Origin of the sequence: Kineococcus halophytocola (assembly GCF_041276425.1) — a bacterium.
Lineage (GTDB): Bacteria > Actinomycetota > Actinomycetes > Actinomycetales > Kineococcaceae > Kineococcus > Kineococcus halophytocola.
In genome coordinates this window covers 52,308-73,427 of sequence record NZ_JBGFTU010000014.1, presented here as the reverse complement: position 1 = coordinate 73,427, position 21,120 = coordinate 52,308, and the positions used below count along the sequence as shown (strand labels likewise).

Below are 21,120 nucleotides of genomic sequence, written 5' to 3'. Positions count from 1 at the left end.
GGGACTCGCGGGTGCGGCGGGGTCAGAGCCGGTACGTGCGCACGGCGTTGCCGGCCAGGACGGCGGTGCGTTCGTCCGCCGAGAAGGGGTCGAGCAGGGACCTCGTGCGCGCCACCACGGCCTGGTAGTCGAGCGCGAGCGTGCTGACGGGCCAGTCCGTCCCGAACACGAGGCGGTCCGGCCCGAACACCGAGAACAGGTGGTCCACGGCCGGTTCGAGGAGTTCGGGGTGGTCGAGGGTGAACAACCCGGACAGCTTGCAGACGACGTTCTCCCGCCGGGCCAGCTCGGCGGTACCGGTGCGCCACGCCGCGTACCCCTCGGTGCCGAGCGGGGGTTTGGCGCCGTGGTCCAGCACGAACTCACCGTCCGGGACGGCGTCGAGGAGGTCCGCCGCCGCGGGCAGCTGGTCGGGGCGCACGAGCAGGTCCACGACGAGACCGCGCGCGGAGCGGACCGCGGCGACCACCTCGGGCCGGCGCAGCCAGTCCGGGTCGGGTTCGTCCTCGACCTGGTGCCGCACGCCCCGCAGGAACTGCGCGTGCGCCAGCCCGTCGAGCTGGGAGGGGACGTCGCGGGTGTGGTCCACCCACCCCACGACCCCGGCGATCAGCCCGTCGGAGGCCGCCGCCGTGGCGCAGAACTCCGCGGTCTCCGCGGCCGAGGAGACGGTCTGGACGAGCACCGTGCGGTCCACCCCGGCCGCCGCCGTCTGCCGCCGCAGGTCCCCGGTCGTGAAGGGTCGTGCCAGTTCCGGCGGCATCCACGGGTGCTCGCGGGTCGCCGGGTCCCACAGGTGGTGGTGGGCGTCGACGATCACGACGGCCCCTCCCCCGGCGCGAGGAGACCCGCGGGCAGCAGGTCCGCGCTCCGCAGCGCCGCCCAGACCGTCCCCGGCACCTCCTGCGCGAGCAGGGCCGCGTTGTGCCGCACCTCCTGCGGGGACCGCATCCCCAGCAGCACCGAGGCGACGGCCGGGTGCGCCCGCGCGGCGTGGACGGCCAGGGCGGGCAGCGTCGTGCCGTGCTCGCGGGCGAGGGCCGCGGTGCGCCGGGCCCGGTCCAGGAGGTCCGGCGGCGTCTGCGCGTACCGGTACGTCGCGTCCGCCGGCGGCTCGGCGTGGGCCAGCAACCCCGAGGCGAACACCCCGCCGAGGACGACGGCCGTGCCGGCCCGCTGCGCCGCCGGGAACAACCCGTCGGCCGCGGAGGCGTCGAGCAGGTGGTAGCGGCCGGCGACGAGGACGACGTCGAGGTCGAACTCCTCGACGAACCCGATCAGGGGGGCCGTCTCGTTCATCCCCGCCCCGACGGCCCGCACGAGACCCTCCTCGCGCATCCGCAGCAGTTCCGGGAAGGCCCCGGCCCGCGCGTCGTCGAGGTGGTCGTCGGGGTCGTGGACGAGGGCGACGTCGACCCGGTCCAGTCCCAGCCGCTGCAGGCTCTCCTCCACCGACCGGCGCACCCCCGTGGCGGAGAAGTCCCACACCCGCACGCGGCGGTCCGGGACGTCGAAACCCTCGGTGTCCCGGCCCGTGCCCGGCCCGGGGACGAGGAGCCGGCCGACCTTGGTCTGCAGGACGAACTCCCCGCGCGGCCGTTCGCGCAGGGCGGCTCCGACCCGTTCCTCGCTCAGGCCCACGCCGTAGTGGGGAGCCGTGTCGACGTAGCGGACACCCGCCTCCCAGCAGGCGTCGACGGTCGCGCGGGCCGTCTCGTCGGGGACGGAGCTGAAGAGGTTGCCCAGGGCGGCGGCCCCCAGACCCCAGGCGGGCAGGTCGATCACGACGAGGTCCCCTCCCCCGGCGGCCGGGCCGGCACCCGCAACCCGTGCATGCCGCCGTCGACGGCCAGGACGGTCCCCGTGGTGGCCCCGGAGCGCGGATCGGCCAGGTGGACGATCGCGTGCGCCACCTCCTCGGCGCTGACGAGCCTGCCGGTGGGCTGCCGGGCCTGCAGCGCGGCGCGTTCGGCCGCCGGGTCGGCGCTCGCGTCGAGCAGGCGCTGCACCCAGGGGGTGTCGGCCGTGCCGGGGTTCACGCAGTTGACGCGGATCCCGTCGGCGAGGTGGTCGGCGGCCATCGCCAGGGTCAGGGCCTGCACGGCGCCCTTGGTCGCGGAGTACAGCGCCCGCTGCGGCAACCCGGTCCAGGCGGCGATGGAGCACGTGTTGACGACCGCCGCGCTCCCCCGCTCGGCCGCGGCCCGCCGCAGGTGGGGCAGGGCCGCCCGGGTGGTGCGGACGAGACCGACCACGTTGACGTCGTAGACGCGGTGCCACTCCTCATCGTCGTTGGCGCCGACGTCCCCGACGGCACCCACGCCCGCGTTGTTCACGAGGACGTCCAGGGCCCCGAGGTGCCCGACCGCGGTCTCGACGGCCGCCCGGACGGAGGCGTCGTCGGACAGGTCGGCCCGGACGGTGCGGTGGTCGGCAGCGGTGTCGCGGTCCAGGACGACGACGCGCGCGCCCTCGGCGGCGAACCGGTCCGCCGTGGCGGCCCCGATGCCCGAGGCACCCCCGGTGACCAGGACGGCCAGCCCGGCCAGCGGTCCGGTGCTCATGCGCTGACCTCCCGCGCGGGCAGGTGGACGGGGTCCTCGGTGGGGACGGGGCGCCACTCGGCCCCGTCGGGGAAGGCGAAGTGCCGCAACGTCTGCGGCCTGATCTCGGCGCTGAACCCGGGGGTCGTCGGAGCCCGGTAGGCGCCGCCGGTGACGACGACGGGGTCGAGGAAGTGCTCGTGGAGGTGGTCGACGAACTCGATGACCCGGTCCTGCGTCGTGCCGGCCACGGCGACGACGTCGAACATCGACAGGTGCTGCACGAGTTCGCACAGCCCCACCCCGCCGGCGTGCGGGCAGACGGGGACCCCGAACTTCGCGGCCAGCAGCAGGATCGCGACGTTCTCGTTGACACCGCCGACGCGGGCCGCGTCGATCTGCAGGACGTCCAGGGCCTGCGCCTGGAGCAGCTGCTTGAAGACGATGCGGTTCTGCACGTGCTCACCCGTCGCGACCTTCACGGGGCTCACCCCGCGCCGGATCGCCGCGTGCCCCAGGACGTCGTCGGGGCTGGTGGGTTCCTCGATCCACCACGGGTCGTACGGGGCGAGCCGGGCGATCCAGTCGATGGCGACACCGACGTCCCAGCGCTGGTTGGCGTCGACCGCGATCCGGACGTCCGGGCCGACGGCCTCGCGGGCCAGCCGCAGCCGCCGCTCGTCCTCGGCCACGTCCGCGCCGACCTTGAGCTTGATCTGGGTGAACCCGTCAGCGACGGCCTCGCGGGCCAGCCGGACGAGCTTGTCGTCGGAGTACCCCAGCCAGCCCGGGGTCGTCGTGTACGCGGGGAAACCCTCCGCCAGCAGTTCCTCCCGCCGCCCGGCCCGGCCCGGTTCGGCCCGGCGCAGGATCTCCAGCGCCTCCTCGCGGGTCAGGGCGTCGGTGAGGTAGCGGAAGTCCACGAGGTCGACGAGGTCCTCCGGGCTCATCCGGGACAGCAGGTCCCACAGCGGCAGCCCGGCGCGCTTGGCCTTCAGGTCCCACAGGGCGTTGACGACGGTGGAGATGGCCATGTGCATGACGCCCTTCTCCGGCCCCAGCCAGCGCAGCTGGGAGTCGTCGACGAAGGACCGCGAGGTGGCGCCCATGTCGGCCAGGACGGTCTCGACGTCGCGGCCGAGGAGGTGGCCGGCGAGGGCGTCGACGGCGGCCACCTGCACGTCGTTGCCGCGGCCGATGGTGAACGCGAACCCGTGCCCCTCCAGCCCGTCGGGAGCGTCGGTGCCGATGACGAGGTAGGCCGCGGAGTAGTCGGGGTCGGGGTTCATGGCGTCGGACCCGTCGAGGTCGCGGGAGGTGGGGAACCGCACGTCGTGGGTGGTGAACCCGGTGAACCTGCTCATCACGCCTGCCCCATCCGCTGGCGCATCCGCCCCAGCCCCTCGATCTCGCACTCCACGACCTGCCCGGCCCGCAGGTAGGGCTTGGGGTCGGGCCGCCCCAGCGCGACCCCCGCCGGGGTTCCGGTGTTGATGACGTCCCCGGCCTCCAGGACCATGAAGCGGCTCAGGTAGTGCACGAGCTCACCGACGCCGAACACCATGTCCGCGGTCGTGCCGTCCTGACGCAGCTCGCCGTCGACCCAGCACCGCAGCGTCAGCGACGTCGGGTCGGGCACCTCCTCGGCCGTGACGAACCAGGGCCCCAGGGGGTTGAACGTCTCGCAGTTCTTGCCCTTGTCCCACGTCCCGCCGCGCTCGATCTGGAACTCGCGCTCGGACACGTCGTGGGAGACGACGTACCCGGCCACGGCGTCCAGCCCCTCCTGCGCGGACTCCAGGTACCGCACCCGCCGCCCCAGGACGACGCCCAGCTCGACCTCGTAGTCGGTCTTGCCCGACCCGCGCGGGACGAGGACGTCGTCGAAGGGCCCGACGACGGTCGAGGGCAGCTTGAGGAACAGGACCGGTTCGGAGGGCACCTGCGCGTTCGTCTCGGCCGCGTGGTCGCGGTAGTTCAGCCCGATGCACACCACGGCGCCCGGGCGGGGCAGCGGGCTGCCGACCCGTTCGTCCCCCACGTCCACCGCCGGTGCGCCGGCGAGGGCGGTGCGGGCCCGCTCCAGGTCCTCGAACCCCCAGGCGGTCGTCGGGTCCAGGACACCGGACAGGTCGGCGTGGGTGCCGTCCTCGCGCAGCGCCACGGGACGCTCGGCGCCTGCGGGGCCGATGCGCATGAGTTTCACGATCTCTCCTGGTGGGTCGGTGGTTCAACGGCCGCCGAGGCCGGACAGGGCGATCCCCCGCACGAGGTACTTCTGCAGGACCAGCACGAGAAGGATGGTCGGCGCCATCGAGATCGTCGCAGCCGCCATCAGCAGCTGCCACTCCTGTGCGTTCTGCCCGAGGAACAGGTTCAGCCCCAGCGGCACCGTGGTCGTCGAGGTGTCGTTGGTGATGATGAGCGGCCACAGGAAGCTGTTCCAGTAGGTGATGAACGTGAAGACGGCCAGGACGGCGAACGCGGGCGCGGCGATGGGGGCGATCACGCGGGTGAGGATGCGCCAGTGCCCTGCCCCGTCGATCTTGGCCGCCTCCTCCAGCTCCGTCGGGACGGTCAGGAAGAACTGGCGCAGCAGGAACGTGCCGAAGGCGGTGAAGGCCCACGGCAGGATGAGCGCCTGGAACGAGTTGACCCAGCCGAGCTCCTTCATGATCAGGAACATCGGCACGACGACGACCTCCTGCGGCACCATGAGGGTTCCGAGGTACAGCAGGAAGACCGCCTCGCGGAAGCGGAACCGCAGCCGCGCGAAGGCGTAGGCCGACATCGCCGAGGTCACGAGGGTGATGAGGGTCCCGGCGACGGCGACGAACAGGGTGTTGAGCATGAACCGCCCGAAGGGCAGGTAGTCAGTGGCCTCGGCGTAGTTGGAGAAGAGCAGCTGGTCGCCCAGCAGCTTCGGAGGGGTGGAGAAGATCTCCCCACCGGACTTCAGCGAGCTGGCCACCATCCACACCAGCGGCATGGCGAAGCCGATGCCGACGAGAGTCAGGAGCACCTGGGATGCGGTGCGGCGCATACGGTGCCGACCGCGCGGTCCGGTGGCCTCGCGGCCAGGGCGGTGTCCGACCGCCGGGCGTGCCGCCGGGGTGGTGCCGGTCGAGGTGTCACTGGTCATAGTGGACCCACCGCTTCTGGCCGATGAACTGGACCGCCGTGACGACCATGATGAAGACGAACAAGACCCAGGCGACGGCGGAGGCGAACCCGAGCCGGAAGAACTGGAAGCCGCTCTGGTACAGGTACATGACCAAGGTCGTCGTACTGTTCCCCGGACCGCCACCGGTGAGGACGTAGGATTGGGTGAAAACCTGGAAGGAGGAGATGAGGGTCAGCACCGTCGCGAAGAAGATGCTCGGCGACAGCAGCGGCAACACGACGTGGAAGAACCGGCGGAACGCACCGGCGCCGTCGATCTCGGCCGCCTCGACCAGGTGCGGGGGCACCGCGTCGAGCGCGGCGGAGAAGACGAGGAGGTTGTAGCCGAACCCCTGCCACACCGACAGCAGCACGACGGCCGGTATGGCCCACGTCGAGGACCCGAGGAAGTTCGGCGCCCCGACCCCGAACAGCGACGTCATGGTCGAGTCGACCAGTCCGTTCGGGGTCAGCAGCAACGTGAAGACGACCGCGTTGCCGACCATCGGCGTCACGGCGGGGATGAAGAAGAGCACCCGGTAGTACCGCCGCCCCTTGATGCGCGGGGAGATCCACACAGCCAGCCCCATCGACACCACGATGTTGACTGGCACGTAGAGCACGACGAACAGCAGGGTGTTCAGGACGGCCGTGCGGAAGGTGTCGTCGGTCGTGAACAGCTCGACGTAGTTGCCCAACCCCGTAAACGTGGGTGACCCCAGGACCGGCCAGTCGAAGAAGCTCATGACGAGCGAGGCGAGGACGGGGAAGAGGGTGAACGCGAGGAACCCCAGGGCCCCCGGCGTCAGGAAGCCCAGGGCCGCCTTCCCGTCCCCGCGCCTGACCTCTTCCGGCGTCCGCCGCCGCCCCGGTCCGGGGACGACCGGCGCTGTCGCTGCAGCCACGTCGCCCCCTAGCTCCCGGCCTGGGCCTGGACCCGGCTCAGGAGTTCGTCGACCGAGGCGTCGCCGTTGAAGGCCGGCACCGCGTAGCGGGTGTACGTGTCGTTCACCTGGGTCCACGAGGCCGTGGTCCGGTAGGGGACGGAGTTCTCGATGGAGTAGTCCATGACGGTCCTGGCGTCTCCCAGGTCGTTCCCGTCGTACCAGGACTGCTGCTGCGCCACCCGGGCCGGGAAGGCCCGACCCTGCTCCCCGAGGTACGCCTCGGCGTCGGCGCCGGTGAGCACCGCCACGGCCCGGGCGGCCAGGTCAGGGTCAGGGGCGGACCTGGACACCCCGAAGCCCGACCCGGCCGTCCACGTCGTCGATCCCGACGAGCCGGCCGGCACCGGCGCGATGCCGACCTCGAAGTCGGCCGTGGCCTTGGCGTTGATGAGGCTCCACGGCCCGTCGAGCGACATGGCGGCGTTCCCGGCGAGGAACTGGTTCGTGGCCGCTGCAGACGACCCTCCGCTCGGCAGCGGCGCGGCGACCCCCTCGCGGGTGATGAGGCCTGCGTACCACTCCAACGTCGACCGCCACGCGTCGTTCTCGACGTCGAGCTCCCCGCCCTCGTCGACCGCGGCCCGCCCCGTCTCCGAGAGCACGAACGGCAGCGCCCCGTCGATGGTGTTGTTGGCGAAGAACCCGTACCGACCACTGGTCGTCAGGGCGCGGGCCGCGGTGACGAAGTCGTCGGTGGTCCACCCCTCGACCGGCAGGGGCAGACCCGCCTCCTGAAAGGCGGTCTTGTTGTAGAACACGATGTACGGCCCGAAGTCGTAGGGCAGGGCCAACAGCTTCCCGTCCACCTTCAGCCCGTCGAAGATGCTCGACTCGAAGGTGTCGGAGGAGATGCCGAGCGCTTCGAGCTTGTCGTCGAGGGGGACGAACAGCTCGGCGAACTGCGGTGCCCGCAGGGACTGCATGCTCAGCAGGTCCGCCGACGCGCCGCTCGCGGCCTGGGAGGTGAGCTTGGTCCAGTAATCGTTCCACGCCGCCGTCTGGAAGGTCACCGTCGTCCCGGGTTCGGCGTCGGTGACCATCTGCGCGACGTGCTTCCACGCGTCGACCTCCTCGGTCGAGGCCGACCACATGAACCAGGTCAGGTCGGTGTCGGAGCCGGAGGAGCCGCCCGAGTCCCCTCCGCAGGCGGTCAGGGCGGCCAGGGCACCCGCTCCCCCGGCGCACGACAGCAGGGACCGGCGGGACAGGGCGGCCCGGTGGGGGGCGAGCGTGAGGGAGCGGACCATCGGGGATGCCTCCATGACGTCGATGTCACCGCGGCGGCACCGTTTGGACCACCACGCGAAGCGCCGAGTAGACCTCGGATGTTTAGAGCGTGGACTGCTCTCAGGTGCCTGTCAAGACCCTCAAACCGGCTATGACATCCGATGAATGCGGAGCGCTCGCAGCCCGATAGACCTCACCAGGTCGTAGCCGGCGGTCTCGGCCTTCCAGCCCCACCGCTCCCCGAACCGGTAGTCGGCGGCCGGCACGAGCCGGTCGGCCAGGTCCGGGCGCAGGCGGGCGAGGTAGCGCCGGGCCCGCAGCGCGTGCACCGGCGAGGACGCCAGCGCCACGTGCCGGGCGCCCTCCAGGTCGGACAGGGTGCGCACGACGTTCTCCCACGTCGTGGTCGCCGTCTCCTCCGTCCGCAGCCGGGAGGGGGCCACGCCGAGCACGTCGCGCGCGTGGGAGGCCATGACGGCGGCCTCGCTGCGCGCGCCGGGCCGGGCGTAACCGGAGAACACCAGCACCGGGTCCCCCGGGGTGCGGGCGGCGATCTCGGTGCGCCATCGCTGCATCCCGCTCACCGTCCCGTCGGCGCGCGGCGGGCAGCCCAGCACCACGACGACGTCGGGGGCGAGGGTGCGGCGACCGGCCGGGAACCCCCGCCGCGCGGCGAGGGCGTGGACGGCCTCGACCGCCGCCCACCCCGCGGCGCCCGCGAGGAGCCCCCACCGCAGGACCCTGCACGTCACGAGCCACGTCGTGGGGCACGTCACGGGGCCCGGCCGGGGCTGGCAGGGCGTCCGCACGCCCTCACCCTGTCCGCGGGCCCGCGGGGCGGCAACCGGGTAGCGCTACCGCGCGACACTCCGGAGCGCCCCCTCCTCGCCCCTGCACCCGCCGGCGGCGTCCTCGCGTGCCAAGCTGGACGGCGACCCTGCACACCCCCGGAGAAGGCCGGTCGATGAACCTCGAGCAGTCGGACAAACTCGCGAACGTCCTCTACGACGTGCGCGGCCCCGCCTTGCGACGCGCGCAGCAGCTCGAGGAGGCCGGTCACCGCATCCTCAAGCTGAACATCGGCAACCCCGCGCCGTTCGGTTTCGAGGCCCCCGACGAACTGCTCCAGGACATGGTCGCCAACCTGCCCGTGGCCCAGGGGTACAGCGACAGCAAGGGCATCCCCTCGGCCCGCCGCGCCGTCGTGCAGTCCAGCCAGCTCAAGGGCGTCCCCGACGTCGACGTCGCGGACGTCTACATGGGCAACGGCGTCAGCGAACTGATCGTCATGGCCATGCAGGCCCTGCTCAACGACGGTGACGAGGTGCTGGTCCCCGCCCCGGACTACCCGCTGTGGACGGCGGCCGTGAGCCTGGCCGGGGGGCGGGCGGTGCACTACCTGTGCGACGAGTCCCAGGACTGGGAGCCGGACCTGGAGCACCTGCGCGCGCAGGTCTCCCCGCGCACCAAGGCGATGGTCGTCATCAACCCGAACAACCCCACGGGCGCGGTGTACGGGACGCGGGTCCTGGAGGGGATGCTCCAGGTCGCGCGCGAGCACGGCCTGCTGGTCCTGTCCGACGAGATCTACGACAAGATCCTCTACGACGACGCGGTCCACGTCTCCACGGCCTCCCTGGCCCCGGACCTGCTGTGCATCACCTTCAACGGGTTGTCCAAGGCCTACCGCGTGGCGGGGTTCCGCTCGGGCTGGATGTACCTGTCCGGGCCCAAGACCCACGCCACGGGTTTCGTCGAGGGGCTGGACCTGCTCGCCAACATGCGCCTGTGCGCGAACGTGCCGGCCCAGCACGTCGTGCAGGCGGCCCTGTCCGGGCACCAGTCGATCAACGACCTCGTCCTGCCCGGGGGCCGGCTCGCCGAGCAGTCGCACCGCACGTGGGAACTGCTCAACGCCATCCCCGGGGTCAGCTGCGTCAAACCCCGCGGCGCCCTGTACTGCTTCCCGCGCCTGGACCCCGAGGTCCACGCCGTGCAGGACGACTACCAGCTCATCGTGGACCTGCTGGAGGACCAGCACGTCCTGGTCGTGCAGGGCACGGGCTTCAACTGGCCCACGCCGGACCACTTCCGGATCGTGACGCTGCCCCGCGTCGAGGACCTGGAGAACGCCGTCGGCCGCATCGGGACCTTCCTCGGGGCCCGCGCCCGCGGCTGACCCACCCGGTCAGCCCCGCCCCGGCGAGGAAGACCGGCCGGGCCCGGACCGCGCCCACGAGGGGCACCGGTCCCGGTCACCGCGGGTCGGCGACGATCGGGTCGGGCACGCCCCGGTCCTGCTCACCGGCCCACCCCCCGTCACCGGGTCCTCGAGCGCGGTCAGCGGACGGCGGTGAGGAAGTCGGTCAGCTCGCGGGGCTGGACGTGCACGACGACCCGGCGCAGGAGCCCGTCGACGTCGAAGGCCACGGCGACGTCGGGCACGTGGACGCCGTAGAGCTGCAGGTCCAGGGCCAGGGCCTCGCTGAGGAAGTCGCCCGCCTCCACCTCGAGGACGTCACGGCGCCCGAGGGGGTCGAGGCTGCCCCACCAGCGTTCGAGGAGTTCGCGTTGCGTCACGAACGATTCATCGCTGCGTGACGGCACACGTTTCACCCGGTCCCCCGTCCGGAGCAGGCGACCCCGGGTGCGGGCTCCGGCCCGGCGGCGCAGGGTGGGCGCATGGACGCCAAGGACCTCCTGCTGGACCTGTACAGCCGCATCCCCGACGCCGGGCGCGCCGCCGTCGACGGCCTCGACGAGGAGACGCTCACCGCCCGGCTCGACCCGCGGGCCAACACCATCGCCTGGCTCGTGTGGCACCTGGCCCGGGTGCAGGACGACCACGTCAGCGACGTCGCCGGCCACGAGCAGACGTGGACGGCCGACGGCTGGGCCGCCCGCTTCGGCCTGCCCTTCGACGACGGCGAGACGGGCTACGGCTTCGACGCCGACCAGGTCGGGCAGGTGCGGGCGGGGGCGGAGCTGCTGACGGGCTACCTCGACGCCGTGCACGCCCGCACGACCACCTACCTGCAGGGCCTGTCGGACGCGGACCTGGACCGGGTCGTGGACGAGCAGTGGGACCCGCCGGTGACGCTGGGGGTGCGCCTGGTCAGCGTCGCCGACGACGACCTGGAGCACGCGGCGCAGGCGGCGTTCCTGCGCGGGGTGCTGGAACGGCGGTAGACGCAGAACGACCCCCGTCCCTGCCGGGACGGGGGTCGTTCAGGCGTTCGTCAGAGACGGACGACGTTGGCGGCCTGGGGGCCCTTGGCGCCCTGGGTCACCTCGAACTCGACGGTGTCGTTCTCCTCGAGGTTGCGGTAGCCGCTACCGGAGATCGCGGAGTAGTGGACGAAGACGTCCGGACCGCCGTCGGTGGGGGCGATGAAGCCGAAGCCCTTCTCGCCGTTGAACCACTTGACAGTTCCCTGAGCCATGAGGCCTCCTCGGGTCTTGCGCCCCACACGTGTGGAGCTCGCCGCCGAGGGTGCTGACCGGGTGGTGAGCGTACTGGGCCCTCGGTGATTCCCCGGGGCGCTGCGAGCACGTCGAAGAACTGCGACTAGCCCACAACGTAGCACGCCCACCCCGGGGCGGGTCACCCCTCAGCCGGCGCGCAGGTGCGCCACGAGCGGACAGCGGAACGGGTCGCGCGCGGCGAGCCCGACCTCGTTGAGGTAGCGGGTGATGTCGGCGACGGCGCGCGGCAGCGACGTCTCGGTGTAGGCGATGCCGTGCTCGGCGCAGAACCGCTGCACGAAGGGCCGGGCCGCGCGCAGGTTGGGCCGCGGCATGCTCGGGAAGAGGTGGTGCTCGACCTGGTGGTTGAGACCGCCCATGACGAGGTCGACGAGCCAGCCGCCGGAGATGTTGCGGCTCGTCAGCACCTGGCGGCGGATGTAGTCGACCTTGGTCTCGCGCGCCACGACCGGCATGCCGACGTGGTTGGGCGCGAAGGCCCCGCCCATCGCCAGGCCGAAGGCGGCCAGGTGGACACCGAGGAACGCCGCGCCCCGGCCCGGCCCGAGCAGCAGCACGAGCGCGGCGCCGTAGACGGCCCAGTGCACGACGATGAACGAGGTGTCGATCCAGCGGCGCCGGCCGGCGCGGCCGCGGACCATCGTCCGCACCGAGTCCGCGTGCAGGTTCAGGCCCGCCAGCAGCAGCAGCGGCCAGAACCACCAGCCCTGCCCGGCCGTGGCCCACCGCAGCGGCCCCCGCCGGCCGGCCGCGGCCTCGGGGTGGAAGGAGACGACGTCGGACTCGATGTCGGTGTCGGTGCCGCGCTTGTTCGGGGCCTGGTGGTGGCGGGTGTGCTTGCCCATCCACCAGCCGTAGGACAGCCCCGTGAGCAGGGCGGCGAAGATCCGCGCGGCCCACTCGTTGCCGCGGTGGGTGGCGAAGATCTGCCGGTGGGCCCCGTCGTGGCCGAGGAAGGCGAACTGGGTCAGGACCAGGGCCAGCGGGGCGGCGGTGAGCAGGACCAGCCAGGAGCCGCGCAGCAGGACCGTCCCGGTGACCACGGCGGCGAAGGCGAGCGTCGTGGCGGCGATGCGCACCCAGTAGCGACCGGTGCGCCGGCGCATCAGGCCGGCCTCCTGGACGGCGGCGGTCAACGCCGCGTAGGGCGTCGTCCTGCGCGCAGGGCGGGCCGGCGGGGACGCGGGGGCGGGCAGGGTCGTCACGGGACTCCTCACGGGGCGGGTGGAGGACGACCCGGCGGGGCCGTCCTGCGCGGTGCCCGGGAGGTGGACCCGTGGGAGGACACAGCGGTGCGGTCGTGCACTGCGACCTCGCGCAGCGTTGCTCTCCACGGGGGAACGTACCGGTCCCCCCGTTCGTGCCCCGGCGCCCGCGTCTACTCTTCTTCGGTGCCGTTCGCGGCGCGCCCGTGCCGTCCCGCCCGAGGAGAGCCGCCCGAGTGAGCCAGTCGACGCAGTCGGACACGGACGTCACGGCGCGCGAGGTCGCCCACGAGGACGCCCACGTCGGCACCCTCTACGCCCGCCTGGACCAGTTGCGGGCCCAGGCGGCCGACCAGCTCGCCGAGGTGCGCCGCACCGAGGCCACCGGAACCCACCAGAACCGCTTCGAGCGGGACGCCTTCGCGACCCTGTACGAGGACCGGCTCTCGCAGCTGTGGTCGGTGGAGAACCGCCTCTGCTTCGGGCGCCTGGACCTGCGCGAGGGCACCCAGGACCCCCGCCGCTACGTGGGCCGCCTCGGCCTGGCCGACGAGCGCGGCACGCAGGTCCTCGTGGACTGGCGGGCGCCGGCGGCGCAGGACTTCTACCAGGCCACCGCCGCCTCCCCCCGCGACGTCGTGCGCCGCCGGCACCTGCTGACCTCCGGGCGGCACGTCACCGGCGTCGACGACGAGGTGCTCGTGGCCGCCGACGGCGAGCGCACCACCGGTGACGCGGCGCTGCTGGCCGCCGTCACCGCCCCCCGCACGGGTCGCATGGGCGACATCGTCGCGACCATCCAGGCCGAGCAGGACCGCGTCATCCGCGCCTCCGAGCGCGGTGTCCTCGTCGTCCAGGGCGGCCCCGGCACCGGCAAGACGGCCGTGGCCCTGCACCGCACCGCCTACCTGCTCTACACCCACCGCGACCGGCTGGCCCGCAGCGGCGTCCTGCTCCTGGGCCCCAGCCCGGTGTTCCTGCGCTACGTCGAGCAGGTGCTGCCCGCCCTCGGGGAGACGGGCGTGGTCACGCTGACGCTCGGGGAGATGTACCCCGGCGTCGTGGGCCGCGGCGAGGACACCCCCGCGGCCGCCCGGCTCAAGGGGTCGCTGCGGATGGTCGACGTCCTGGAGGCGGCCGTGGCCGCCCGCCAGCGCGTGCCCGCCCGCCCGATCCGCTTCGACCTCGACGGGACCCGCGTCCAGCTGCGCCCCGAGGCGATCGCCTCGGCCCGCACCCGGGCCCGGCGCAGCCGCAAACCCCACAACCTCGCGCGCGTGACGTTCGTGCGCGAGGTGCTGAACTCCCTGGTGAACTCCCTGGCCCGCGCCCGCGGCGTCGACCTCGGGGAGGAGCGCGACGACCTCGTCGCCGAGCTGCGCGAGAACGTCGACGTGCGCCGGGAGGTGAACCTCTGCTGGATGCCGCTGACCCCGCAGAAGGTGCTGGCCGCCCTCTACCGCAACCCGGCGCTGCTGGCCGAGGTCGCCCCCGGCCTGTCCGAGCGCGACCGCGACGCCCTGCACCGCGACGACCCGAGCGCGTGGACCGAGGCCGACGTCCCGCTGCTGGACGAGCTCGCCGAACTGCTCGGCCCCCTGGAGGAGACCGCGACCGACGCGCGCGCCGCGGCCGAGCGCGAGGAGCAGGTCGCCTACGCCCGCAAGGTCCTGGAGGACTACGAGGCCTCCGGGGTGGGCAACCCGCTCGTCTCCCCCGAACTGCTCGCCGACCGGTTCGCCACCGGCGGACCCAGCGGGACCGTCGCCGAACGCGCTGCGGTGGACCGGACCTGGGCCTACGGGCACGTCGTCGTCGACGAGGCGCAGGAACTGTCGGCGATGGCCTGGCGCCTGGTGGAACGACGCTGCCCGTCGCGGTCGATGACGCTGGTGGGCGACGTCGCGCAGACGTCGAACCCCGCCGGTGCGCGCAGCTGGGCGCAGGCGCTCAAACCCGTCGTCGACGACCGCTGGCGCCTGGAGGAACTCACCGTCAACTACCGCACCCCGGCGCGGATCTCCCGCGTGGCCGCGGACGTGCTGCGCACGGCCGGGATCGCCGCGAACCCCCCGACCCCGGTCCGCGAGGGCGAGCACGAACCCGTGGCCGTCCCGCTGGCGGGCCCGGCCTCCGTCGTGGACCTCGTGCGGTCGCGGTTCGACGCGCTGGAGGCCGGTCGCATCGCCGTGCTCACCGCCCACGAGGACGGCCCCACCGGTTCGGACGCGCTGCGGGCCGCGGTGGACGCGGCCCTGCCCGCCGGGTCGGTCGCGGCCTCCCCCGACGACCTGGACGCCACGGTGTCGGTGCTCGACGTGCACCGGGCCAAGGGCCTGGAGTTCGACGTCGTCGTCCTCGTCGAACCCGCGGCGGTGCTGCGGCGCCCGCGCGGGGCCAACGACCTCTACGTCGCCCTGACCCGGGCCACGCAGGAACTGCACGTCCTGCACGCCGAACCGCTGCCGGCGGGCCTGGACTCCCTGGCCTGAACCCTCACCGCACGACGGCGACGACGGCCCCCGCGAGCGCCAGCCCCGCGCCCGCGGTCCGCACCGCGTCCGCGCGCAGCAGCCGCCGCACCAGCTCGGGGCGGGGCCCCTCCCGGCCCAGCCGGGCGTGGGTGGGGGCGGCGACCGCGGCCGTCGCCCCGAACGCCGCGACCGTGCCCGCCGCGGCGGTGAGGAGACCGGCGCTCGCGGGCAGCGTGGCCAGGGCCCACGCCCAGGACGCCAGCAACGCGCCGTAGACGCAGGCGACGACGGGCGTGATGCGGCGCGAGTGCGCGGCGTGGACGGCGGCCCAGCGCTCGGCGGGCGTCGCGGCCAGGGCCGGGTAGGCCACGGCGGTCACGACCGCCGAGAAGCCGGCGTGGGCGGCGGTGGTGGCCAGCAGGGCGGTGGCGGCGTCGGTCACGGGAGGGGTCAGAACCGGCGGTTGCGCAGCACCGGCACGGTCTCGCGCACGGCCGGCACGCGGTCCAGGTCGAGGTCGACGACGAGCCGGCCCGGGTCCTCCCCCAGCTCGGCGACGACGACGCCGAGGGGGTCGACCACGCGGCTGCGGCCGATGCCCGTGGGGGCGTCACCGGCCGGGACGGCCGGGCGCGCCTGCCCGCAGGCCAGCACCCAGCTCGTGGAGTCCAGGGCGCGGGCGCGGGTCAGCAGGTCCCACTGCTCGGCCTTGCCGGGCCCGGCGCCCCAGGAGGCGGCGACGACGACCACCTGCGCCCCGGCGTCGGCCAGGGCGGTGGCCAGCCCCGGGAAGCGGACGTCGTAGCAGGTGCTCAGGCCCACCCCCGTCCCGTCCACGTCGAGGACGACGGGCCGGGAGCCGGCCTCGACGGTGTCGGACTCGGCGTACCCGTAGGCGTCGAACAGGTGGACCTTGTCGTAGTGGTCGTGGACCCCGGCGCCGCGGGCCAGGAGGGTGTTGCGCACGCGGCCGTCCGCGCCGGGGCTGAAGGTGCCCGCGACGACCGTCAGGCCCGCCTCGTCGGCCACCCGTCCCAGTTCCCGCGCCCAGGGGCCGTCGACGGGTTCGGCCACCGGCGCCAGCGGCACCCCGAAGCGGCAGGACGTCGCCTCGGGCAGCACGAGCAGCCGGGCGCCGGCCGCGGCGGCCGCGGCGACCTCGGCGCGGACGAGGTCGAGGTTGGCGGCCGGGTCGGTCCCGCTGGTGATCTGCGACAGGGCGATGCGCACCGGACGTGCCTACCACGCCGGGGCGGGCGGGTCAGCGGGCCAGGAACAGGCGGACGGCGAGGACCAGGCCCGCGACCGCGACGACCACGCGCAGCCAGCGGGGGTCCACCCGGCGCACCACGGGCGGTCCCAGGCGCCCGCCCACCACGCAGCCGAGGCCGAGGGCGAGCGCGGCCGGCCAGTCGACGGGCCCGAAGGCGGCGAACCCGAGGGCCGCCACCGTGTTCGCGGCGCCGGTGAGCATGTTCTTCAGGGCGTTGTTGCGGGCCAGGGACTGCGCGTGCAGGAGTTCGGTGAGGGCCAGCATGAGCACGCCCGCGGCGGCCCCGAAGTACCCGCCGTAGACCCCGACGAGGAACACCGCGGCCAGCACGAGGGGGTTGCGGGCCGACCACCGGCCCGGCTGCAGGTGCTGCACGCGCGGCTGGACCAGCAGCAGCACCGAGGCCGCGGCGACGAGGAAGGGCACGACGACCTCGAACGTCTCCGAGGGCAGCGCCAGCAGCAGCACGCACCCCAGCGCCCCGCCGGTCGCGGCGATGGGCAGCAACCGGCGCAACCGGGCGCCCTGGCCGGTCAGTTCCGGCCGCGAGCCCACCGCCGTCCCGGCCGTGACCCCCAGCAGGGCGACGGTGTTCGTGACGTTCGCGGCCAGCGGTGGGAGGCCGGACAGCAGCAGGGCCGGGTAGGACACGAGCGAGGCCAGCCCCGCGGTGCTGCCCACGAGCCCGGCCGCGACGCCGGCGAGCAGGAGCAGGGGGACCTCGGGCACGGGACCGCAGTCAACCGCCCGCCCGGGACCGGCCGCGCACGGGCCCCCGCGCAGGGCTCCCCGTGTCGGGGGTCTGTGCTGTGCTGAGCGCGTGACGACGACCGCACCGGGGACGCCCGCCCTCACGCGCGAGGAGCTCGAGCGCGAACTCACCGCGCGCCGGGTCGAGCTGCGCGGCTACTGCTACCGGATGCTGGGCTCGGCCTTCGACGCCGAGGACGCCGTGCAGGACACGATGGTGCGCGCGTGGAAGTCCGTCGAGGGGTTCCAGGGCCGCTCGGGCGTGCGCTCGTGGCTGTACCGGATCGCGACGAACGTGTGCCTGACGACGATCGAGACGCGGGGCCGGCGGGCCCGGCCGATGGACCTGTCGGCGACGGCGTGGGAGCCGGTGGAGGCGTCCCTGGTCCGCACCCGCGGGGAGGACACCTGGCTGGAGCCGATGGTCGACGGGCGCGTGCTGCCCGGGGCCGGGGACCCGGCCGAGATCGCGGTGGCCCGGGAGTCGGTGCGGCTGGCCTTCGTCGCCGCGCTGCAGCACCTGCCCCCGCGCCAGCGCGCGGTGCTCATCCTGCGGGACGTGCTGCGCTGGAAGGCCGACGAGGTCGCGGCGCTGCTGGACACGACGACGGTGTCGGTGAACAGCGCCCTGCAGCGGGCGCGCGCCACCCTCGCCGAGCGGCCCGACGTCACCCGCACCGAACCCCTCGGCGAGGGCCACCGGGCGCTGCTGGAGGAGTACGTGCGCGCCTTCGAGGCCTACGACATCGACGCCTTCGTGGCGCTGCTGGCCACCGACGTCACCCAGAACATGCCGCCGTTCGAGCTGTGGCTGGAAGGCGCGGACGACATCGCGGCGTGGATGCTCGGCCCGGGGCACCGGTGCCGCGGGTCCCGGCTCGTGCCGGTGACGATGAACGGCTCACCGGCCTTCGCGCACTACAAGCCGGTCGGCGCCCACGGCGAACTGGTGCCCTTCGCGGTGCAGGCGCTGGAACTGGCGGAGGGGAGGATCGCGCGCATCACCTCCTTCCTGGACACCCGGCTGTTCGGCCTGTTCGGGTTCCCGCAGGAACCTCCGGCCTGAGCCCGGCGGGACCTCAGCCCATCGACGTCCGCCCGTCGATCGCCTCGCGCAGCAGGTCGGCGTGCCCGGCGTGCTGGGAGACCTCGGCCAGCAGGTGCAGGAAGACGCGGCGGGCCGACCACTCCTCCTGCGCGAACCAGGGCGCCGGCGGCAGCGGGAACGCCCGGTCGAGGTCGGCGGTGCGCACCGCCTCGTCGGTGCGGGCGGCGACGACGGCGTAGTCGGCGAGGACACCGGCGACGGTCTCCCCCGGCAGCATCCGGAACGAGTCCTGCCGGGCCTGCCAGTCGACGTCCTCGACGGAGGAGAACGCCGACGTCCCCTGCTCCACGAACCGCACCCACTGGTCCTCGGTGTCGGCGACGTGCTTGACGAGGCCGCCCAGGCACAGCTCGCTGACGGTCGTGCGGGCGGCGGCCTGCTCGTCGGTGAGGTCGGTCAACGTGGCGGTGAACAGCCGGCGGTGCTTCGTCAGCGCCGCCAGGACCGCGGCGCGCTCGGCGGAGGGGGACTCCCCGGTGCCCGGGTCGGAGATCGTCACGGGCGAACGCTACGACCGGCCCGCCCCCGGGCACAGCCCTAAACTCGCTCCGATGCCCACGGCCCCAGCTCCGCGCACCCTCGCCGAGGACCTGCGTGCCCGCGCGGACGAGGACCTGCAGGTCCTGTTCGCCGCGCGGCCCGACCTCGCCGCCCCCCTGCCGACCTCCTCGACGGCCCTGGCCACGCGGGCCACGACGCGGGCCAGCACGCAGCGGGCCCTGGAACGGCTCGACACCCCCCTGCTGCAGGTCGCGGAGGTGCTGAGCGTCCTGCCGGACCCGACGAGCGTCACGGCGGTGTCGAAGGTGTGGGGGGCCAAGGCCGGCGAGGCCGTCGCCGAGCTGCGCCGGCGGGCCCTGGTGTGGGGGCCGGACCGCCGCCTGCACCTCGTCTCCGCCGTGCGCGACCTGCTCGGGCCGCACCCGGCCGGGCTGGGCCCGTCCCTGGCCGACGCGCTGGGGCGGCGCTCACCGCAGCGCCTGGCCGAGCTGCTGGAGGACCTGGGGCTGGAGGTCAGCCACGACCCGGAGGTCGCCCTGGCCCGCCTCGCCGGGCACCTGAGCGCGCCGGGGACGGTCGAGGGGCTGCTGCAGGACGCGCCCGACGGGGTGCGGGTCGTCCTCGACAAGCTCACCTGGGGTCCACCGACCGGGGCCGTCGAACGCGCCGACCGGCAGGTGCGCACGGCCTCGGCGACCGGCCCGGTGGAGTGGCTGCTCTCGCACGGGCTGCTGGCCGTGTCCGGTCCCGGGACGGTCGTGCTGCCGCGGGAGGTGGGCCTGGCCCTGCGCGGCGGGCGCGTGCACCGCACCGCCGGGCGGACGCCGCCGGAGCTGAGCACGACGGCACGGCCGCTGCCGCAGGTCCTCGCGGCCTCCGCCGAGGCCGCCACCGAGGCGTGCCGGCTGGTCGCCGAGCTCGGCCGCCGGTGGGGCACCGCCGGGCCGCCGGTGCTGCGCGCCGGGGGCCTGGGGGTGCGGGACCTGCGGCGCACGGCGAGCGCGCTGGAGGTCGACGAGGCGACGGCCGCGCTCGTCGTCGAGACGGCCTGGACCGCCGGGCTCGTCGCCGACGACCGCGAGGCCGAACCGCGCTGGCTGCCCACCCCGGCCTTCGACGCCTGGCTGGAGGAGGAACCCGGGGAGCGGTGGCTCACGCTCGTCTCGGCGTGGCTGCCCTCCACCCGCGTGCCGGCGATGGTCGGCACCCGCGACGCCAAGGACTCCCCCCGCAACACCCTGGGCGCCGACCTGGACCGCGCGTCGGCCCCGGCGGTGCGCCAGGCGGTGCTGTCCGAGCTCGCGGCGCTGCCCGAGGGCCACGCCGCCGACGCGGCCGGCCTGGCCGCCCGGCTGGGGTGGGCGGCCCCGCGCCGCGCCAGCCGGCTGCGCGAGGACCTGGTGACCTGGACGCTGCGGGACGCGGGCTGGCTCGGGGTGCTGGGCGCGGGCGCGCTCAGCCCGGCCGGGCGGGCCCTGCTGGCCGGGGACGAGGACGGGGCCCGGCGGGCGTTGGAGGCGGCGCTGCCGACCCCGGTGCGCGAGGTGCTGCTGCAGGCCGACCTGACGGCCGTGGCGCCCGGACCGCTGGACCCGGCCCTGGCCCGGCGGCTGGAGTCCCTGGCGCGGGTGGAGAGCCGGGGCGGGGCGACCGTCTACCGGTTCGACCCGGCCTCGGTGCGGCGCGGGCTGGACGAGGGCACCACGGCCGAGGAGGCGCTGGCCTTCCTGGCCGAGCTGTCCGCCACCGGCGTCCCGCAGCCGCTGGCGTACCTCCTGCGCGACGTCGCGCGCCGGCACGGCCGCGTGCGGGTCGGGCGCGCGAGCGCCTACGTGCGGGCCGAGGACCCGGCCCTGCTGGCCGAGCTGGTCGCCGACAAGCGCTGCGCGTCCCTGCGGTTGCGCTCGCTGGCCCCGACGGTGCTGGCGGCGGCGGCCGAACCGGACGAGGTGCTGGCGGTGCTGCGCGAGGTGGGCGCGGCCCCGGCCGCCGAGGGGCCCTCCGGTGAGCTCGTCGTGCGGCGGGCCGCCGCGGCCCGCACGGGCCCGACGCCGCCGCCGCGCCCGGTCACCGGTGAGCCCCCGCTGCCCGGCCCCTCGCTGGTGGCCGCGGCGGTGCGGACGCTGCGCGGCGGGGACGACGACCTCGCCGAGCTCGAGCGCCGGCGGGAGCGGTACGAGCACGCCCCCGCGCTGCCGACGATGGACCCGACGACGTCGCTGTCGGTGCTGCGCGAGGCCGTCGCCCGGCGCCGGCCCGTGTGGATCGGGTACGTGGACACCACCGGCGCCGCCGGACGTCACCTGGTCGACGCGCTGGGGATCGACGGAGGACGGATCACGGCCTTCGACCGCGCCGAACGGACGGTGCGGTCCTTCTCCGTCCACCGGATCACCGGAGTGGTCCACAGCGAGCCGTGAGGGGGAGGTGCGTGTCGGGGCCGT

Annotated in this window: 21 protein-coding genes; 5 read left to right on the top strand and 16 right to left on the bottom strand. The window is 74.5% G+C overall.

Translation table 11 applies throughout. The features are described from left to right. Positions 1 to 22 precede the first annotated feature (22 nt). The 9 genes from AB2L27_RS13245 to AB2L27_RS13205 all read right to left on the bottom strand — a co-directional run bounded on the left by AB2L27_RS13245 (position 23) and on the right by AB2L27_RS13205 (position 8,631). Positions 23 to 820 carry an amidohydrolase family protein gene (locus AB2L27_RS13245; RefSeq protein WP_370441946.1) on the bottom strand — a complete coding sequence of 266 codons (798 nt, stop codon included), beginning with the start codon at positions 818 to 820 and terminating at the stop codon, positions 23 to 25. Further along, entirely contained in the window at positions 817 to 1,785 is a 969-nt protein-coding gene (locus AB2L27_RS13240) for an aldo/keto reductase (RefSeq protein WP_370441945.1), read from the bottom strand. Before AB2L27_RS13240 ends, AB2L27_RS13245 begins: the two co-directional genes overlap by 4 nt. Further along, positions 1,782 to 2,564, bottom strand: coding sequence for an SDR family NAD(P)-dependent oxidoreductase (locus AB2L27_RS13235; RefSeq protein ID WP_370441944.1), 783 nt, complete (start codon positions 2,562 to 2,564; stop codon positions 1,782 to 1,784). Before AB2L27_RS13235 ends, AB2L27_RS13240 begins: the two co-directional genes overlap by 4 nt. After that, positions 2,561 to 3,907, bottom strand: a complete 1,347-nt coding sequence (locus tag AB2L27_RS13230; RefSeq protein WP_370441943.1) for an L-fuconate dehydratase — start codon at positions 3,905 to 3,907, stop codon at positions 2,561 to 2,563. The genes AB2L27_RS13235 and AB2L27_RS13230 overlap by 4 nt, the downstream gene beginning before the upstream one ends. Next, the gene (locus tag AB2L27_RS13225; RefSeq protein ID WP_370441942.1) at positions 3,907 to 4,749 is read right to left on the bottom strand and encodes a fumarylacetoacetate hydrolase family protein; all 843 of its coding nucleotides are present in this window, start codon (positions 4,747 to 4,749) and stop codon (positions 3,907 to 3,909) included. Before AB2L27_RS13225 ends, AB2L27_RS13230 begins: the two co-directional genes overlap by 1 nt. A 24-nt stretch (positions 4,750 to 4,773) precedes the next feature. Then, on the bottom strand, positions 4,774 to 5,565 hold the full coding sequence (locus AB2L27_RS13220; protein ID WP_370441941.1) for a carbohydrate ABC transporter permease: 792 nt from the start codon (positions 5,563 to 5,565) through the stop codon (positions 4,774 to 4,776). A gap of 109 nt (positions 5,566 to 5,674) precedes the next feature. After that, complete coding sequence (locus AB2L27_RS13215; protein WP_370441940.1) at positions 5,675 to 6,610, bottom strand: carbohydrate ABC transporter permease; 936 nt, start codon at positions 6,608 to 6,610, stop codon at positions 5,675 to 5,677. A gap of 8 nt (positions 6,611 to 6,618) precedes the next feature. After that, positions 6,619 to 7,914 (bottom strand): ABC transporter substrate-binding protein, encoded by a 1,296-nt coding sequence (locus AB2L27_RS13210; RefSeq protein WP_370441939.1) that lies wholly within the window; start codon positions 7,912 to 7,914, stop codon positions 6,619 to 6,621. Between the two features lie 114 nt (positions 7,915 to 8,028). Next, positions 8,029 to 8,631 (bottom strand): ElyC/SanA/YdcF family protein, encoded by a 603-nt coding sequence (locus tag AB2L27_RS13205; protein ID WP_370441938.1) that lies wholly within the window; start codon positions 8,629 to 8,631, stop codon positions 8,029 to 8,031. A gap of 212 nt (positions 8,632 to 8,843) precedes the next feature. On the opposite strand from AB2L27_RS13205, the gene AB2L27_RS13200 reads away from it, so the two are divergent. Then, positions 8,844 to 10,058: a pyridoxal phosphate-dependent aminotransferase gene (locus AB2L27_RS13200; RefSeq protein WP_370441937.1), complete on the top strand. Its 1,215-nt coding sequence runs from the start codon at positions 8,844 to 8,846 to the stop codon at positions 10,056 to 10,058. A 161-nt stretch (positions 10,059 to 10,219) separates the two neighbouring features. Here the strand turns inward: AB2L27_RS13200 and AB2L27_RS13195 are convergent, their stop codons facing one another. Next, entirely contained in the window at positions 10,220 to 10,459 is a 240-nt protein-coding gene (locus AB2L27_RS13195; RefSeq protein WP_370441936.1) for a hypothetical protein, read from the bottom strand. 102 nt (positions 10,460 to 10,561) lie between these two features. Here AB2L27_RS13195 and AB2L27_RS13190 point away from each other — a divergent pair, with 102 nt between their 5' ends. Beyond that, positions 10,562 to 11,068, top strand: a complete 507-nt coding sequence (locus AB2L27_RS13190) for a mycothiol transferase (RefSeq protein WP_370441935.1) — start codon at positions 10,562 to 10,564, stop codon at positions 11,066 to 11,068. A gap of 50 nt (positions 11,069 to 11,118) precedes the next feature. Here the strand turns inward: AB2L27_RS13190 and AB2L27_RS13185 are convergent, their stop codons facing one another. Together AB2L27_RS13185 and AB2L27_RS13180 are read right to left on the bottom strand one after the other, a co-directional pair. Continuing rightward, positions 11,119 to 11,322 (bottom strand): cold-shock protein, encoded by a 204-nt coding sequence (locus AB2L27_RS13185; RefSeq protein WP_179749782.1) that lies wholly within the window; start codon positions 11,320 to 11,322, stop codon positions 11,119 to 11,121. Positions 11,323 to 11,490: 168 nt separating this feature from the next. Beyond that, positions 11,491 to 12,570 carry a fatty acid desaturase family protein gene (locus AB2L27_RS13180; RefSeq protein ID WP_370441934.1) on the bottom strand — a complete coding sequence of 360 codons (1,080 nt, stop codon included), beginning with the start codon at positions 12,568 to 12,570 and terminating at the stop codon, positions 11,491 to 11,493. 236 nt (positions 12,571 to 12,806) lie between these two features. Between AB2L27_RS13180 and AB2L27_RS13175 the strand changes: the two genes are divergently transcribed. Then, entirely contained in the window at positions 12,807 to 15,062 is a 2,256-nt protein-coding gene (locus tag AB2L27_RS13175; RefSeq protein WP_370441933.1) for a HelD family protein, read from the top strand. Positions 15,063 to 15,066: 4 nt separating this feature from the next. On the opposite strand, the gene AB2L27_RS13170 is transcribed toward AB2L27_RS13175, so the two are convergent. Genes AB2L27_RS13170 through AB2L27_RS13160 form a run of 3 tightly spaced genes read right to left on the bottom strand, consistent with a single transcriptional unit; the run spans position 15,067 to position 17,046 of the window. Further along, positions 15,067 to 15,486, bottom strand: coding sequence for a hypothetical protein (locus tag AB2L27_RS13170; RefSeq protein ID WP_370441932.1), 420 nt, complete (start codon positions 15,484 to 15,486; stop codon positions 15,067 to 15,069). A gap of 8 nt (positions 15,487 to 15,494) precedes the next feature. After that, positions 15,495 to 16,274 carry a carbon-nitrogen hydrolase family protein gene (locus AB2L27_RS13165; protein WP_370441931.1) on the bottom strand — a complete coding sequence of 260 codons (780 nt, stop codon included), beginning with the start codon at positions 16,272 to 16,274 and terminating at the stop codon, positions 15,495 to 15,497. A 31-nt stretch (positions 16,275 to 16,305) separates the two neighbouring features. After that, entirely contained in the window at positions 16,306 to 17,046 is a 741-nt protein-coding gene (locus tag AB2L27_RS13160; RefSeq protein ID WP_370441930.1) for a sulfite exporter TauE/SafE family protein, read from the bottom strand. 91 nt (positions 17,047 to 17,137) lie between these two features. Here AB2L27_RS13160 and AB2L27_RS13155 point away from each other — a divergent pair, with 91 nt between their 5' ends. Further along, the gene (locus tag AB2L27_RS13155; protein ID WP_370441929.1) at positions 17,138 to 18,133 is read left to right on the top strand and encodes a sigma-70 family RNA polymerase sigma factor; all 996 of its coding nucleotides are present in this window, start codon (positions 17,138 to 17,140) and stop codon (positions 18,131 to 18,133) included. Positions 18,134 to 18,146: 13 nt separating this feature from the next. On the opposite strand, the gene AB2L27_RS13150 is transcribed toward AB2L27_RS13155, so the two are convergent. Continuing rightward, positions 18,147 to 18,674 carry a DinB family protein gene (locus AB2L27_RS13150; protein WP_370441928.1) on the bottom strand — a complete coding sequence of 176 codons (528 nt, stop codon included), beginning with the start codon at positions 18,672 to 18,674 and terminating at the stop codon, positions 18,147 to 18,149. Between the two features lie 52 nt (positions 18,675 to 18,726). On the opposite strand from AB2L27_RS13150, the gene AB2L27_RS13145 reads away from it, so the two are divergent. Then, entirely contained in the window at positions 18,727 to 21,096 is a 2,370-nt protein-coding gene (locus AB2L27_RS13145) for a helicase-associated domain-containing protein (protein WP_370441927.1), read from the top strand. Positions 21,097 to 21,120: the final 24 nt, after the last annotated feature.